Origin of the sequence: Pseudorhizobium xiangyangii (assembly GCF_020531965.1) — a bacterium.
Classification (GTDB): Bacteria; Pseudomonadota; Alphaproteobacteria; order Rhizobiales; family Rhizobiaceae; genus Neorhizobium; species Neorhizobium xiangyangii.
In genome coordinates, this window is sequence record NZ_JAJAWH010000011.1 from 120,678 (window position 1) to 135,537 (window position 14,860).

Below are 14,860 nucleotides of genomic sequence, written 5' to 3' on the forward strand. Positions count from 1 at the left end.
GGCGGCCGGCTACTACCGGTGGCCGCGTCATTGCTTTGGCCGGCGTGCGCCGCCATCTGCTCCCGATTGACCGACACCGCGGTACTTTTCGAGCATGGTTGCGCGCTTCACTACACCCTCACCCGCCTGCCCTGCAAGCGCGCAGGCATGGATAAAAGCATTCTGGCCAATCAGGTCGTCCATTTCCGCTCCTGTAAAGAACGAAAAAGACGGTATGTCGTCTCCGGCATTGCTGCCCAGTTTCCAGGCCTTTCGAGCCTGGTCGATCTTGCGGACACCGTCGGCAGCCGCATCGGCGGAGTGAAACACCGCCAGTGCCGCTCCTGCCCGAACGGCCGCATCCACCTTCGTCGCGCCGCTGACAAACTGGCCAGCTTTGCGCGCCAGATGCATCATCCCGGCGAGGTCGGCCGAGATCAGTCGGTCGACAAGGGCGCCGAGATTGGCGTCAGCCGTGACGTCCCTCTTCAGTGCCCGGGCGAAAAGCTTCCGCTGTATCGCCCGGTCGATCAGTTCACGCTCTGCCGTCACCCAGCAACCCCGCCCCGGGAGCTGCCGTTTCAGATCCGGCACGACCCGGCCATCTGGCCCGGCAACGAAGCGGATCAGGCCTTCCGGCGATACCGCTTCACGTGTGACGATGCAGGTACGGTCGTTCACCACCATTTCCGCATCGTCGTCCGGCTCCTGCACAAGGCGGTCGGCCATCATTCTTCAGCGACGGCTTCCGCCTCCTCGCCCTCTTCAACCTGCTGCGCTGCAAGATCTTCCTGGGTGATCCAGCCTGCGAGCAGGCGGGCCTGGACGACCATGTTTTCGGCTTCTGCACGCGATACGTCGAACTTGGAGAACAGGCCCTCGAACTTCTTCGTTTCGCCGTCCTTTCGCTCGCTCCAGCCAACGAGATCGTCGGCTGCACAACCGGCAAAGTCCTCGATGTTCTTGATGCCGTCTTCGCCGAGCGCAACCAGCATCTGGCCGTTCAGCCCGTCGATCTGGCGCAGTTCGTCCTGCACGCCCAGTTCGACGCGCTTGGCGTCCATTTCGCCCTCGATCCGCTCCAGGTATTCCTTGGCGCGCATCTGGATTTCGCCGGCGGTGTCTTCGTCAAAGCCTTCGATCGAAGCAATCTCGTCGAGTTCGACGTAAGCAAGCTCTTCGACCTGCGCAAAGCCTTCGGATGCCAGCACCTGGCCGATCATCTCGTCGACGTCGAGCGCGTCCATGAACAGGTTCGTGCGCTCGTTGAATTCCTTCTGGCGGCGCTCGGACTCTTCGGCTTCCGTCAGGATGTCGATATCCCAGCCGGTCAGCTGCGATGCAAGGCGGACGTTCTGGCCGCGGCGACCGATGGCCAGCGACAGCTGCTCGTCCGGAACGACGACTTCGATGCGTTCTGCATCTTCGTCGAGAACGACCTTGGCGACTTCCGCCGGCTGCAACGCGTTGACGATGAAGGACGCCGGATCCTGGGACCACGGAATGATGTCGATCTTCTCGCCCTGCAGTTCGCCGACGACGGCCTGAACACGGCTACCGCGCATACCGACGCAGGCGCCGACAGGATCGATCGAGCTATCGTTCGATATGACGGCGATCTTGGCGCGCGAGCCTGGATCGCGGGCAACCGACTTGATCTCGATGATGCCGTCGTAGATTTCCGGCACTTCCATGGTGAACAGCTTCACCATGAACTGCGGATGTGTACGCGACAGGAAGATCTGCGGGCCGCGCTGCTCGCGGCGGACGTCGTAGACATAGGCGCGGACGCGATCGCCGTAGCGCATCGTCTCACGCGGGATCATTTCGTCGCGGCGGATGATACCTTCGCCGCGGCCGAGATCGACGATCACGTTGCCGTATTCGACGCGCTTGACGGTGCCGTTGATGATCTCGCCGACACGATCCTTGAACTCGTCGAACTGGCGATCACGCTCGGCTTCGCGAACCTTCTGCACGATGACCTGCTTGGCGGACTGGGCGGCGATGCGGCCGAAATCCATCGGCGGCAGGGGATCGGCAATGAAATCGCCGATCTTGGCATCGACGTTGCGGTCGCGAGCCAGTTCCAGCGGGATCTGCGTGCCGTAATCCTCGGCAACCTCGACCACTTCCAGCAGACGTTGCAGGCGGATTTCGCCGGTCTTCGAGTTGATGTCGGCGCGGATGTTTGTTTCTGACCCGTAGCGCGAGCGTGCCGCTTTCTGGATAGCGTCAGCCATTGCGGCCAGCACGATCTCGCGGTCGATGACCTTTTCGCGCGCTACAGCATCCGCAATCTGCAGAAGCTCAAGCCGGTTTGCACTCACTGCCATTGTCGTTCGTCTCCGTCAGTCGAAAGGTTCTCGGCCTCTTCGGCCGGCCAGTCTGAGTTATTCTTCGTCGTCGCCGTTCTGGTTGGCGGCTTGCGCCTTGGCCAGCTTGTCGGCGCGCAATGCGTCGCGGATCAGGTCGTCCGTCAGGATCAGTTTCGCTTCGGACAGCGCGGTGAACGGGATCGTTACACTCGGCGCCTCGCCGTAGGCCACCTGATCACGCTCGATCGTAAAGCCTTCGTCGTTCGTCTCGACGATCTTGCCGCGGAACCGCTTGCGGTTGTCGATCAGGATCGACGTCTCGAACTTTACCAGATGACCCTGCCAACGCGAAAAGTCGGACTTGCGGACCATCGGACGGTCGATCCCGGGCGACGACACCTCGAGATGATAGGCCTTATCTATAGGATCATCCACATCTAGAACAGGTGAAATCGCCATGGAGATCGCTTCGCAGTCCTCGACGGTCATTGTGCCGTCGCTGCGTTCGGCCATAATCTGCAGGGTAAGACCGTTCTGGTTCAGCAGCCGGACCCGCACGAGAAGGTAGTCCATCGTGCCGAGAACCGGTTCGATGATCTCGGCAACCCTCAGGTCTACGCCGGTCTCCACAATGATGCGCGGTTGGTTTTCGGTCTGCGACATAGGCTGTTCCGACATTTCCTCATTCCAAGGAGCGTGTTGCTTGCCTCGACCGCCTAACAAAAAAGAGCGGGTCCCGGTCAGGCCCCACCCTTCATCAAACGATCAAGAATATGAGCTGCATATACGCGCTGCAGTCCGCATTTGCAAGGGCTGCCGTGGGAGTGCATGGGACTGGCTTCCGTGGGCCGTCGCACTATACTCCCGGATACCGCCTTGAGTCCCGTTTGGAAACCGCGTGCCTGACCGACAATCCACGTTTGCGCCGTTGCGCCATGAAACCTACCGAAACATGTGGCTGGCGAGCCTCGCTTCCAATCTGGGTGGACTGATCCAGGCGGTGGGTGCCGCATGGATCATGACCGCTCTGACGACGTCCGAGAATCTGGTTGCACTCGTACAGGCTTCCACTGCCCTGCCGATCATGCTGTTTTCCGTTGTGTCCGGCGCGCTCGCCGATAGCGTCGATCGGCGCAAGGTGATGCTGACGGCACAGTTCCTGATGCTGACAGCGTCCGTTCTGCTGACCATTTTCGCCAGCGCCGGATGGCTTACCCCATGGCTGCTGCTGGCCTTCACCTTCATCATCGGTTCCGGCACCGCGCTTCATAATCCATCCTGGCAGGCCTCAGTGGGGGACATTGTCCCTCGCGCCGATCTCCCGGAAGCGGTCTCGTTGAACAGCGCCGGCTTCAACATCACCCGAAGCGTCGGCCCGGCTCTCGGCGGGGTCATCGTCGCCACAGCCGGTGCAGCAACGGCTTTCGCGATCAACGCGCTGAGCTATTTCTCGCTGATCTATGTTCTTTTGCGCTGGAAGCCGGACTATCCGAAGAATCCTCTGCCGCGAGAGACCTTGGGAAGTGCCATTTCCGCCGGTCTCCGCTATGTCGCGATGTCGCCCAATCTCGAGAAGGTGATGATCCGAGGCTTCCTGTTCGGCGTTTCGGCGGGGTCGGTCCTGTCACTTCTGCCGATCGTCGCTCGCGATATTCTCCAGGGTGGGCCGCTCACTTACGGCATAATGTTCGGCGCCTTTGGCGTTGGTGGGATTGCCGGAGCCTTCCTCAACGTGCGGATCCGCGAACGGCTCAAGAGCGAGCAGATCGTGCGCGCCAGTTTCACGGGTTTCGCGCTCAGCGCCGCGATCATCGGCACCAGCACCAGCACCGTCATCACCTTCCTGGCCCTTGTGCTGGCGGGGATGTGCTGGGTCATTACCCTTTCGCTGTTGAATACCGTCGTACAATTGTCGACGCCTCGCTGGGTGGTTGGCCGTGCCCTGTCGCTATACCAGACCATGACGTTCGGCGGCATCGCCGCTGGCAGCTGGCTCTGGGGCTACTGGGCGGAAACGGTCAGTCCGTCGAACGCGCTGGTTGCTTCCAGCCTGCTGATGCTGTTCGGGGCGGCAATCGGTCTTCGCCTGCCGATGCCCGATTTCCGGACGCTCAACCTCGATCCTCTCAACCGTTTCGTGGAGCCGGCGCTCGGGCTGGAGATCCAGCCGCGGAGCGGCCCTGTCGTCATTCAGGTGGATTACGAAATCCATGACGAGGACCTGACGGAATTCCTCTCCTTGATGGCAGAGCGGCGACGTATCCGTATACGCGATGGCGCTCGCAACTGGGCGCTGATGCGCGACCTGCAGTTTCCTGAAATCTGGACGGAAACCTACCATGTCCCGACCTGGGTGGAGTACGTCCGGCACAACCAGCGTCGTACGCAGGCGGATGCCGAGACGACCGACCGGATCCTGGCTCTGCATCGTGGGGACAAGCTGCGGGTTCACCGGATGATCGAGCGCCAGACCATCCCGGCGACCCTCGACGATGTTTTCCACCAGCCGCATATCGACCATCACTAAGCATGTCGCGCAAAAGTGCGATGCGGTTTTGCATGCGGCAACAAAAGGCCAGCGGAAGGAAGCGAATCTGAGAGATCGCGATGCGCTTCAGAGTTGGATTATTTTAACCGCGCCTTGAGTGATGCATCTGGAAAACATGTAGGCGTGAGGCCGTTCTTCGCCTGCCAGTCGCCCAGCGAGCGTCGCGTCTTGTAGCCGGCCAGGCCATCGACCGTGCCGACGTCATAGCCCTTCGCCACGAGCGCCTTTTGCATTGCCAGTACATCCGAGCGCAGCATCTTTCCGACATTGCCCCACGTTGTGCGGAAGGGGCCGCTGCCATAGGCGATCCGGTCGGCCAGGTTGCCGATGAACAGCGCGTAGAGGTCGGAGTTGTTGTATTCCTTGATGACGTAGAAGTTCGGCGTGACGACGAATTCCGGACCATGCCGGCCGGCCGGCACCAGCATCATTCCGTCAGCGCTCGCTTCCGAAGATGGGAAGGGCTTGCCGGAGATGCGTTCGATGCCCGATGAGGCCCAGGCGGAGATCGGTTTTGCCAGGTCCGGGCCTTCTTGGGCACAGGTGACGCCGGCAGGAATGCCGACCTCGAAGCCCCAGTCGCGCCCGCGCTGCCAGCCTTCGTTGGCAAGATAGTTGGCGATGGATGCGAGCGAATCCGGCACCGAGTTCCAGATGTCGCTATGGCCGTCGCCATCGAAGTCGACAGCATATTTCAGGTAGCTGGATGGCAGGAATTGCGGCTGGCCAAGCGCGCCTGCCCAGGATCCCATCATCTTCGAAGCGGAGATGTCGCCGCGTTCGACCATCTGCAGCGCCGCGATCAGTTCCGAACGGAACATGTCGGTGCGGGTTGACATGAAGGCCTTGGTCGCCAGCACTTCGATAGCCGGGTGTGGGAGCTTGGCGCGGCCGAAGCCGGATTCCCGGCCCCAGATGGCGACGACGATTTCGCCCGGCACGCCGTAGCGTTCCTCGACCCTTTTCAAAGTGGAGGCATGCGTTGTGGCGAGGCTGCGGCCCGTAGCGGCCAGTCCCTGCAGCCGCTTCTCGGAAAAATAGGCGCCGGGAGAGGAGAATTCCGCCTGGCTCTGGTCCCGGCTCTTGGGTGGCTTGCTGCCTGGGGGCACGAGGTCCGGTAGCTCCCAGTTCAGCGAGATGCCGGAGAACGCGGCCTTCAGTGTCCGGTCCGAGATGCCCGTTCTCTTCGCCTCGGCGGCAAGATCGCCGGCGATCCATCGTTGGAACTGACGCTCCACGTCGGATTTGGATTGAGCGAGCGCGGGAAGGGGAAGGAGGGCGATCAGTGCGGCGATGGTCCGTGCAAATTTCGTCATGAAATCCTCCTCAAATAGCTGTTCGTGCCCGCAGGGCCGCGGTCAATGTTCCTTCGTCGAGATAATCGAGTTCGCCGCCGACGGGGACGCCGTGAGCCAGGCGTGTGATCTTTACTTCGAGCCCTGCCAGCTGGTCGGTTATATAGTGGGCTGTCGTCTGGCCTTCGACGGTCGCATTGACGGCGATGATGATCTCGCGGACACCACCCTCGTTCACCCGTTCGATCAGCCCGCGAATATTCAGGTCGTCCGGTCCGATACCGTCGAGCGGAGAAAGCGTTCCGCCAAGTACGTGGTAGGCGGCGTTCATCGCGGCCGCCCGCTCCAGCGCCCAAAGGTCCGAAACGTCCTCGACAACGATGATGACCGATTGGTCGCGACGGATGTCGGTGCAGACGGTGCAAGGATCCACTGTATCGACATTGCCGCAGCGCGAGCAGACCTTCACCTTGTCATAGGCCTCACCCATAGCCTGACCGAGAGGACCGAGCAGCTGCTCCTTTTTCTTGATCAGATGGAGAGCCGCGCGGCGGGCCGAGCGGGGGCCAAGCCCCGGCACTTTCGCCAGCAACTGGATGAGCTTTTCGATTTCGGGACCGGTAACGCGTTTTGCCATGCGGGGCTTTTAGCTGATATCTCTGCGGAACGGAATCGCCACAAGGTCACTTCTGATGAAACTCGCCGCGATCTGTCTCGGACAGCCGGAGAAGCTGCCGGGCAAGAGCTACAGGACGGGCATCAACAAGGCTGCCATCAGTGCGCCGGTCATATTGGACCGGCTGGGATTGGTAGGTGATGCGGTCTGCAATCGGAAGCATCATGGTGGTCCGGACCAGGCTGTCCTGCTGGAAGGCTCGCTGACTCTCGATTGGTGGGCAGGGGAACTCGGCCGACCTCTGCCACTTGGCACGTTTGGCGAAAACCTCGTCATCGAAGGGCTGGCGAATGAAGGCGTGGCGGTGGGCGACCGCTTCCATTTCGATGCCGTCATTCTGGAAGTCACATCGGCGCGCATCCCCTGCGCCACCCTTGCGGCAAAGATGGAGGAGCCGGGGTTCGTGAAACGATACACGAAGGCTGGCCGTCCGGGCATCTATTGCCGGATACTCCGCACGGGAATGCTGGAGCCCGGGGAAACAGTCCTCTACAAGCCATTTGAAGGCGACAGGATCTCGATGTCCGAGTTGCTGTCGACATTCGGCAAGCGGTTTACCGATGTGCAGAGGAGCAGGCTGCTGGCCGCGCCGGTCAGCGAGAGACTGCGCGCGGCCGTTATGGCGTCCTGAGGGATTTTAGAACGGCAGCTTCATGCCCGGCGGGATAGGCAGGCCGGCGGTCAGTTCCCTGGTCTTCTCCGCGGCCATGGCTTCCGCCTTGCCTTTCGCATCCTGGTGGGCCGCGACGATCAGGTCTTCGAGGATCTCGACATCGTCTTCCTTGAAGAGCGACGGGTCGATCTTGAGGCCCAGCATCTCGCCCTTGCCGTTGAGCCGTACGCTCACCAGCCCACCGCCAGACTTGCCTTCGATGTCGAGCGCGGCGATGTCCGCCTGCATCTGCTCCATCTTGGCCTGCATTTCCTTGACCTTGCCCATCATGCCCATGATGTCGCGCATCGTCTTTTCCTTCTCTTTTTTATAGTTCGATGTCGTCGCCGGGGAGGATGTCGCCCTCGGCGGATTCCGCCGCTGCCGGCGCCGGCAATTCCTCGGCCTCGGTATCTTCTTCCGTTACGCGGACGCGCACGTCGATGATCTTGGCGCCCGGGAACTGGGTGAGGATCGCTGCCACGTCCGGATCGGCGCGTGCGTCGGTCAGCCGTGCTTCGCGGGCGGTATTGTCGGCCTCGATGAGCGTCGGCTCGCCTTGTTCCTTGCTCAGGCTGACGATCCAGTGGATGCCGGTCCATTCCTTGAGCTTGACGCCGAGCTCGCCCGGCAGGCTGCCGGGTGCGCCTTCGGTCATCCGCATGTCCAGGCGGCCGGGCTCGAGTTTCACCAGATGCACGAAGTTCCTGATCAGCGCCTTCAGCTTCGGATCGCGGTTTTTCGAGCAGAGTTCGACGATGTCCTGCATCGAATCGACCGGCACTTTCGGGGCGGGTCTTTCCGACGGTTGCTCTTCGATACGACCGACCGGCATCTCGTGCGGCTCTGGCGAAGGTACCGCCTGCAGCATCGCGGTGGCGCCACCAGAGGAGGCGCGCGGCATCGCCATGTCCGGTCCCCGAGCAGTATGCTGCGAAACGGGAGAAGACATGGCATGGCCATTGCCGCCGCCATTTGGACCGGGTGTCGGCCGTTGCATGTCACCGTTGGCGAACTCAGCAAGTCGCCGCGCGGCATCTTCGGGTGCGGGGAGATGCGCGGCATGGGTCAGGCGGATGAGCACCATTTCCGTCGCGCCGGCAGGCCGGGAGGAATTCTCCGCTTCCGGAATGCCCTTCAGCAGCATCTGCCAGATCCGTGACAGCGTGCTGACTGAAACCTGGTCGGCGAATTCCTGTCCGCGGACCCGTTCCACCTCGCTGATCGAGGGATCCTGCGCAGCCTCGGGAATGTACTTGAAGCGCGTCACGAGGTGGGTGAAGTCGGCGAGGTCGGTCAGCACCACGACCGGATTGGCGCCCGCCTCGTACTGCGACGAAAACTCTGAAAGCGCTGCTGTCACGTCGCCGCGCACGATATGTTCGAAAAGGTCGACGATGCGGGCCCGGTCGGCAAGTCCCAACATGCCACGAACGGTCGCCCCCTGGACATTGCCGCCGCCATGCGCAATCGCCTGGTCAAGCAGCGACAGGCCGTCACGGGCGGATCCTTCCGCGGCGCGGGCGATCATCGACAGCGCCTCAGGCTCGGCCGGGATGCCTTCCTTTTCGAGGATGGTCGTGAACAGGCCGACGAGATCGGCGGCGCTGATCCGGCGCAGGTCGAAGCGCTGACAGCGCGACAGGACCGTGATCGGCACCTTGCGGATTTCGGTCGTGGCGAAGATGAATTTCACATGCTCGGGCGGCTCCTCGAGCGTCTTCAACAGGCCGTTGAAGGCCTGCGTCGAGAGCATGTGCACTTCATCGATGATGTAGACCTTGTAGCGCGCGGAAACCGGGCGATAGCGGACCTGCTCGATGATCTCGCGGATGTCGTCGATACCGGTATGCGAGGCGGCATCCATCTCAATGACATCGACGTGCCGGCCTTCCATGATCGCCTGGCAATGCTCGCCGGGGCTCCGCAGGTCGATCGTCGGCCGGTCAATCTCGGGCGTCTTGTAATTCAATGCGCGGGCAAGGATGCGGGCGGTGGTTGTCTTGCCGACGCCGCGAACGCCGGTCAGCATGTAGGCCTGCGCGATGCGGCCGGTCTCGAACGCGTTGGTCAGCGTTCGAACCATCGGCTCCTGGCCGACCATGAGGTCCGAAAAATCCTTCGGGCGGTACTTGCGGGCAAGCACCCGGTAGCCGCTGCCGGTAGGCGTAACAGTCGTGGAGATGGACCCGGTGTCGTTCATAAGTCCTGCCAGCCTGCGCGGGCCGTTCCAGCCTCTTGACCGGACCGGAAGCTGACCAAGATGGTAACCTCAAGGGTTAAAGGTGGGAGGCTGGCACGGCGACCCGTGCCTGGCTCGTTAGGGCTGCTTCCTTCCGGACCTGACCCGGTTGGCGAGTGGCTCGTCCACCACCAACCTCCCGCCGCACATATCGGCAATAACGCTCGCAAATGCAAGCCAAGCCTGTAAAAAACTGTTAGGCTTTTATGACAAGGGAGGATGCCATTGAAGAACTTCAGGCTGGATGAGAGGCTCGAAAGGGATTCGGAGCTGGTTACGGTTCTGGGTCTCTGCCAACTGCGTCTCATGAAGGACAGTCGATGGCCCTGGCTGCTGCTGGTGCCGCAACGGGAAGGTATCAGCGAAATCTTTGAGCTAACTCCTCTCGACCAGACACTCCTGACATTCGAGACCAACAGCGTTGCTGCAGCCCTGCAAAAAGCGACTGGCGCCAAGAAAATCAATGTCGGCGCAATCGGCAACATCGTGCGGCAACTGCACGTCCATGTCATAGGCAGGTCCGAAGGCGACGCGAATTGGCCCAAGCCCGTTTGGGGCTATGGAACCGCCGAGCCCTATCGCGACGGCGCCGAACTGCAACTCCTCAATAAATTGATTGAAGCCCTCTGACATGACTGCATCGATTTTCGATACCGACGCTCCCCATCCCGAACCCAGCACTCTTACGGCCTTCTCCGGCAACACGCTCGACCGGCAGGCCGAGTATCGCGATGAAGATTGTCTTCAGAACGCACTCGCGGTTGAAGGCACGCATATCCTTGCGTTCACCGGAAACCGGTTGATCCTGAAGCATGATGGCCAGGTGCTTGATCCTCTCTTCGGGGCATACGAACTCCCGGAGCTGCAGCCTGATTTTGAGAACGCCGTGCTCCTCGGCTACCGCGACAACGGCGAGCCGCGCATCGCGGTCCCGGTGGGCATTTCGGCAGACGATCTGGAGAGCCGCTTCAAGCCGACAGAGACCCGCGCGCTCTACCGTGACGAGCTTCTGGACGAAGAGCTTTTGGGCGAAGCGGCGCAGGCGGCGGCACTCATTCATTGGAATGCCACCAATCGTTTCTGCGGAAAATGCGGCGCGCCGATGGAAAGCAGGATCGGCGGCTACAGGCGGGTTTGTACCGCTTGCCAGCACATGACGTTCCCTCGAACCGATCCAGTGGTCATCATGCTGACGATCGATGAGGAACGGGATTGCTGCCTTCTCGGCCGGAGTCATCACTTCCAGGAAGGCATGTATTCGTGCCTCGCAGGCTTCGTGGAGCCCGGTGAAACGATCGAGCATGCCGTCCGTCGCGAGACTTTCGAGGAGTCGGGTATCGAGACGGCTCGTGTGCGTTACCACGCCTCGCAGCCGTGGCCGATGCCGCATTCGCTGATGATCGGCTGCTATGCCGAGGCCAGGTCGGTCGAGATCAAGATCGACGAACAGGAGATCGCCGACTGCCGCTGGTTCTCGCGCCAGGAGGTGACCACCATGCTGGACGCCCTGCCGGGCAGTGCGGTCTTCGCGCCGCAGAAGGGGGCTATCGCCCACCGCCTGATTCGCGACTGGATCGATTGGCCACGGAAGTAGTCAGGCCTTCTGCAGGGCGCCACGCATCGCGTGGCCCTTGTAGACGCCGAGGATTCGCACCTTCTCCGAGAAGAAGCGAAGCTCCTCTAGTGCCCGCCGCACCGGCGCATCGTCGGGATGCCCTTCGATGTCCGCGTAGAATTGCGTTGCCACGAACTTGCCGCCCAGCTGGTAGCTTTCCAGCTTCGTCATGTTGACGCCGTTCGTCGCAAAACCGCCCATCGCCTTGTAGAGTGCCGCGGGGATGTTGCGGACGTTGAACACGAATGTGCTGACGATGATCTCAGAATCGTCGTCACGCTGCGTCCAGCTCTCGTCACGGGACAGGACGACGAAGCGCGTGACGTTGTTTTCGGTATCCTCGACGTTCTCGGCAAGGATCTCCAGTCCGTACAGCTCTGCGGCGAGGCGCGGTGCGAGGGCTGCCATGGAGCGGTCGCCGGTTTCCGACACGAGCTTTGCCGCGCCTGCCGTATCGCCAGCCACGACCGCCTTCCAGCCATTAGAGCGGATGATCTTGCGGCATTGGCCGAGTGCATGGATGTGGCTGTGCACGGTTCGTATTTCTTCGCGGGTAACGCCGGGCAGCGTCATCAGCTGAAAGCGGATCGGCATGAAATACTCGCCGATGATATGCAGGCGCGATTCGGGCAGCAGGTAGTGGATGTCCGCCACGCGACCAGCGATCGTGTTTTCGATCGGGATCATCGCCAGGTCTGCCTCGCCGGTTTCGAGTGCCGTGAAGGCGTCCTCGAAGGTCGGGCAGGGAAGCGGCTCCATCGATGGGAACATGTCCCGGCAGGCCATGTCGGAGTTCGCGCCGAAATCGCCCTGGAAGGCGATCCTGTTGGTCTGGTGCATGGAGAAACGCCTCAGGAGGAGCGGCCGGCGAGGATCGCGCGGGCCTTTTCAAGATCGGCCGGAGTATCGACGCCGAGCGGAACCGAGTCAACGATCTCCACGTCGATGCGCATGCCCGCTTCCAGCGCCCGAAGCTGCTCAAGCGACTCACGCTTTTCGAGCACGGAGGGACCGAGGGAAACGAAACGCTCGAGCGCCGCCCGCCGGTACGCATAGAGCCCGATATGGTGGTACAGCGGTCCCGGTCCGTGTGGTGCAGTCGTCCGGGTAAAATAGAGCGCCCGCATGCGCCGGTCCGAGATTGGTGAGCCGACTATCTTCACGACGCTCGGATTGGTCTTCTCGTGTTCGTCGGTGATCTCGACGGTCAGCGTCGCAATGTCGACCTCCGGGTTTTCGAGCGGGCGAAGCGACGCACGCACGGCCTCCGCTTCGATGGTCGGCAAGTCTCCCTGCACGTTGATGACAATGTCGATCTTCCTGTCCGGATCGGCCTTCAGCAGGGCTTCGTATATCCGGTCCGAACCGGACTGGTGGTCGGCTCGCGTCATCACCACGTCGAAACCGGCAGCGGCGACAATGTCGAATGTTTCCTGGTGATCGACGGCGACCAGGACCGGTCCAACGTCTGCCTCCCGGGCTCGGTGAGCAACCTGGACGATCATGGGCAGGCCGGCGATGTCGGCAAGCGGTTTGCCCGGCAATCGTGTCGAAGCCATCCGGGCAGGAATCAGCACGAGCGTCCGGTCATGGGGGAGCTTGGTCATGAATAGCCTTCTGAAGCGCACTTGATCAGTGTCAAAAAGTCTCACGCGCTGTCTTATAATCGTGTTGCAACCGCCATGCAAAAGACATAGGTTCCGCGCGATTTCAAGATGGCCCCGCCTTGCCCGGCGGTTGCGAAGGAGCGTGTGCAAATGAATTCGTACGTGAACATGGCAGTGGGAGCTTTTCTTGCCACCGTTTTCGTGTTGATGACAGTCTCGATTGCTTCCGAAGGGATCTTCCACGCCGGAGTGCCGGAAAAGGAAGGGTTCGCCATCGTTGTGGCGGAAACGAGCGGAGATGCCGGTGGAGCTGAGGAAGTGGCCGCTGTTCCGGTCGCCACGCTTCTTGCAAGCGCCGATGCTGCAGCTGGTGAATCGTCTTTCAAGAAGTGTGCGAGCTGTCACACCACCGAGCAGGGAGGTGCCAACAAGGTTGGCCCGAACCTGTGGAGTATCGTCGATCGCCCGATCGCGTCGCATGAAGGTTTTGGCTACTCGGGAGCCATGAAGGAATTTGCACAGGGCGGTTCCGTCGTTTGGGACTATGAACATCTGAACGGCTTCCTGCTTGCTCCCAAGCAGCACGTCCCGGGCACTGCCATGGGCTTTGCCGGTCTGAAGAAGGACGACGAGCGGGCGAACGTTATCGCCTATCTGCGTGGCCTGTCGGATAGCCCGGTTCCGTTGCCCGAAGAGCAGGCCGCTGCTCCGGCCGAAGACGCAGCCGCTCCGGCTGAAGGTGCGGCCGCTCCGGCTGAAGACGCCGCTGCCGCTACCGAAAACCCGGCTGAAACACCTGCCGCAGAAGCCCCGGTCCCTGCCGAGGAACAGCCCGTTCCTGCTGCGCAGCAGCCGGCCCCGGCCAACTAAGCCGCGAACCCCATTCGTTACCAAAAAGCCCGGCTTTCGAGCCGGGCTTTTTTTGTGGCTTTTGCAAGTGGCACCGCAAGGTTCCAAACCTAGCCGAGCAGCCATGCCCAGAAGCTGACGGAGATGATGCCGAATGCGGTTGTCACGCTGATTGTGGAGGCGGCAATGTTTTGGCCGGCGCGGAACTGGTGCGCGATGAGCCATGCATTGATGCCGGTGGGGACGGAGGATGTCAGCACCATGGCGGCAGTCCACGCCGGGCTCAGGCCAAGGATTTTGCACATCAGCAAGACGGCCGCCGGTAACAGGAAGAGTTTGAGGGCGGCGATAGCGCCCGTCAGGCCGATATTGCCCTGGACGGGATACTTCGTCAGCGCCATGCCGATCGAGATCAGCGCGGCCGGCCCCGCTGCGCTGGATAGCTGGGTCACTACCGTGCCAAGCACCGGAGTGAGGGTCAGGCCTGAAAGGTTGATGGCCAACCCCGCAGCGAGTGCGATGACCAGCGGGTTGCGGACGAGGTTTGATCCGACCTGAAGGAGTACCGCTCCCACCCCGCGGGTCTTTCCGCCATCGACAACGACCGAAGCCCTCTCCATGAGGATGGTTCCCGTTACCATCATCAGCGGCAGGTGGATGGCGAGCAGGATCGATAGTGCCACCAGACCGTCGTCGCCGACGGAGCGGCCCACCAGTGGCAGGCCGATAAAGACGTTGTTCGCAAACGCCGCCGACATGCCGGCAATGACGCGGATCTTGTCGTCCCGCTTGAAAACATGCTTGGCGACCAGATGCGCCGCCGTCCATGTGACCGCCACGCCGCCAAAATAGGCGATCCACAATCGGAAAGGCGAGACCCCCTCGAAATGGGCATCCGCCAGGGTGTGGAAGATCAGCATTGGCACGGCAATCTTGAAGACGAATTCCCCGAGCGCATCGCCCGTCGCCTCACTCAGTATACCGGTGCGGGCAAGAACCCAGCCGATAAGGATCAACAGAAAGACGGGAGCGACATTAACGAGAGTAGCGGACACGGGAGAGAACCTTTGCGGGAGGAT

Annotated in this window: 15 protein-coding genes and 1 other RNA gene; 5 read left to right on the forward strand and 11 right to left on the reverse strand. The window is 61.6% G+C overall.

Annotated features, from left to right (window positions below):
* Nucleotides 1-27: 27 nt before the first annotated feature.
* Genes LH464_RS12070 through rimP form a run of 3 tightly spaced genes read right to left on the reverse strand, consistent with a single transcriptional unit; the run spans nt 28 to nt 2,960 of the window.
* Nucleotides 28-711: an RNA-binding protein gene (locus LH464_RS12070; protein WP_226786630.1), complete on the reverse strand. Its 684-nt coding sequence runs from the start codon at nt 709-711 to the stop codon at nt 28-30.
* Complete coding sequence (gene nusA / locus LH464_RS12075) at nt 708-2,315, reverse strand: transcription termination factor NusA (protein WP_226786631.1); 1,608 nt, start codon at nt 2,313-2,315, stop codon at nt 708-710. Before nusA ends, LH464_RS12070 begins: the two co-directional genes overlap by 4 nt.
* 57 nt (nt 2,316-2,372) lie before the next feature.
* Nucleotides 2,373-2,960, reverse strand: coding sequence for a ribosome maturation factor RimP (gene rimP, locus LH464_RS12080; protein WP_226786687.1), 588 nt, complete (start codon nt 2,958-2,960; stop codon nt 2,373-2,375).
* Between the two features lie 235 nt (nt 2,961-3,195).
* Here rimP and LH464_RS12085 point away from each other — a divergent pair, with 235 nt between their 5' ends.
* Nucleotides 3,196-4,824: an MFS transporter gene (locus LH464_RS12085; RefSeq protein WP_226786632.1), complete on the forward strand. Its 1,629-nt coding sequence runs from the start codon at nt 3,196-3,198 to the stop codon at nt 4,822-4,824.
* Between the two features lie 98 nt (nt 4,825-4,922).
* On the opposite strand, the gene LH464_RS12090 is transcribed toward LH464_RS12085, so the two are convergent.
* Both LH464_RS12090 and recR read right to left on the reverse strand, forming a co-directional pair.
* Complete coding sequence (locus LH464_RS12090; RefSeq protein ID WP_226786633.1) at nt 4,923-6,161, reverse strand: lytic murein transglycosylase; 1,239 nt, start codon at nt 6,159-6,161, stop codon at nt 4,923-4,925.
* A gap of 10 nt (nt 6,162-6,171) precedes the next feature.
* Nucleotides 6,172-6,777: a recombination mediator RecR gene (gene recR, locus LH464_RS12095; RefSeq protein ID WP_226786634.1), complete on the reverse strand. Its 606-nt coding sequence runs from the start codon at nt 6,775-6,777 to the stop codon at nt 6,172-6,174.
* A gap of 55 nt (nt 6,778-6,832) precedes the next feature.
* Between recR and LH464_RS12100 the strand changes: the two genes are divergently transcribed.
* On the forward strand, nt 6,833-7,447 hold the full coding sequence (locus LH464_RS12100) for an MOSC domain-containing protein (RefSeq protein ID WP_226786635.1): 615 nt from the start codon (nt 6,833-6,835) through the stop codon (nt 7,445-7,447).
* Between the two features lie 6 nt (nt 7,448-7,453).
* On the opposite strand, the gene LH464_RS12105 is transcribed toward LH464_RS12100, so the two are convergent.
* The 3 genes from LH464_RS12105 to ffs all read right to left on the reverse strand — a co-directional run bounded on the left by LH464_RS12105 (nt 7,454) and on the right by ffs (nt 9,850).
* Nucleotides 7,454-7,777, reverse strand: a complete 324-nt coding sequence (locus LH464_RS12105) for a YbaB/EbfC family nucleoid-associated protein (protein WP_226786636.1) — start codon at nt 7,775-7,777, stop codon at nt 7,454-7,456.
* 19 nt (nt 7,778-7,796) lie between these two features.
* Entirely contained in the window at nt 7,797-9,671 is a 1,875-nt protein-coding gene (locus LH464_RS12110) for a DNA polymerase III subunit gamma/tau (RefSeq protein WP_226786637.1), read from the reverse strand.
* A gap of 82 nt (nt 9,672-9,753) precedes the next feature.
* Nucleotides 9,754-9,850, reverse strand: an RNA gene (gene ffs, locus LH464_RS12115) — signal recognition particle sRNA small type.
* A 79-nt stretch (nt 9,851-9,929) separates the two neighbouring features.
* On the opposite strand from ffs, the gene LH464_RS12120 reads away from it, so the two are divergent.
* Both LH464_RS12120 and nudC read left to right on the forward strand, forming a co-directional pair.
* Nucleotides 9,930-10,340, forward strand: a complete 411-nt coding sequence (locus LH464_RS12120) for an HIT family protein (protein WP_390624969.1) — start codon at nt 9,930-9,932, stop codon at nt 10,338-10,340.
* Between the two features lies 1 nt (nt 10,341).
* Nucleotides 10,342-11,304, forward strand: coding sequence for an NAD(+) diphosphatase (gene nudC, locus LH464_RS12125; RefSeq protein ID WP_226786639.1), 963 nt, complete (start codon nt 10,342-10,344; stop codon nt 11,302-11,304).
* On the opposite strand, the gene LH464_RS12130 is transcribed toward nudC, so the two are convergent.
* Entirely contained in the window at nt 11,305-12,165 is an 861-nt protein-coding gene (locus tag LH464_RS12130) for a prephenate dehydratase (RefSeq protein ID WP_226786640.1), read from the reverse strand.
* An 11-nt stretch (nt 12,166-12,176) separates the two neighbouring features.
* Nucleotides 12,177-12,932 (reverse strand): 3-deoxy-manno-octulosonate cytidylyltransferase, encoded by a 756-nt coding sequence (locus tag LH464_RS12135; RefSeq protein ID WP_226786641.1) that lies wholly within the window; start codon nt 12,930-12,932, stop codon nt 12,177-12,179.
* Between the two features lie 150 nt (nt 12,933-13,082).
* Between LH464_RS12135 and LH464_RS12140 the strand changes: the two genes are divergently transcribed.
* A complete protein-coding gene (locus tag LH464_RS12140) occupies nt 13,083-13,802 on the forward strand; it encodes a c-type cytochrome (RefSeq protein WP_226786642.1) in 720 nt (239 codons plus the stop codon).
* A gap of 89 nt (nt 13,803-13,891) precedes the next feature.
* Here LH464_RS12140 and LH464_RS12145 read toward each other — a convergent pair whose 3' ends face one another.
* Nucleotides 13,892-14,836, reverse strand: coding sequence for an AEC family transporter (locus LH464_RS12145; protein WP_226786643.1), 945 nt, complete (start codon nt 14,834-14,836; stop codon nt 13,892-13,894).
* Nucleotides 14,837-14,860: the final 24 nt, after the last annotated feature.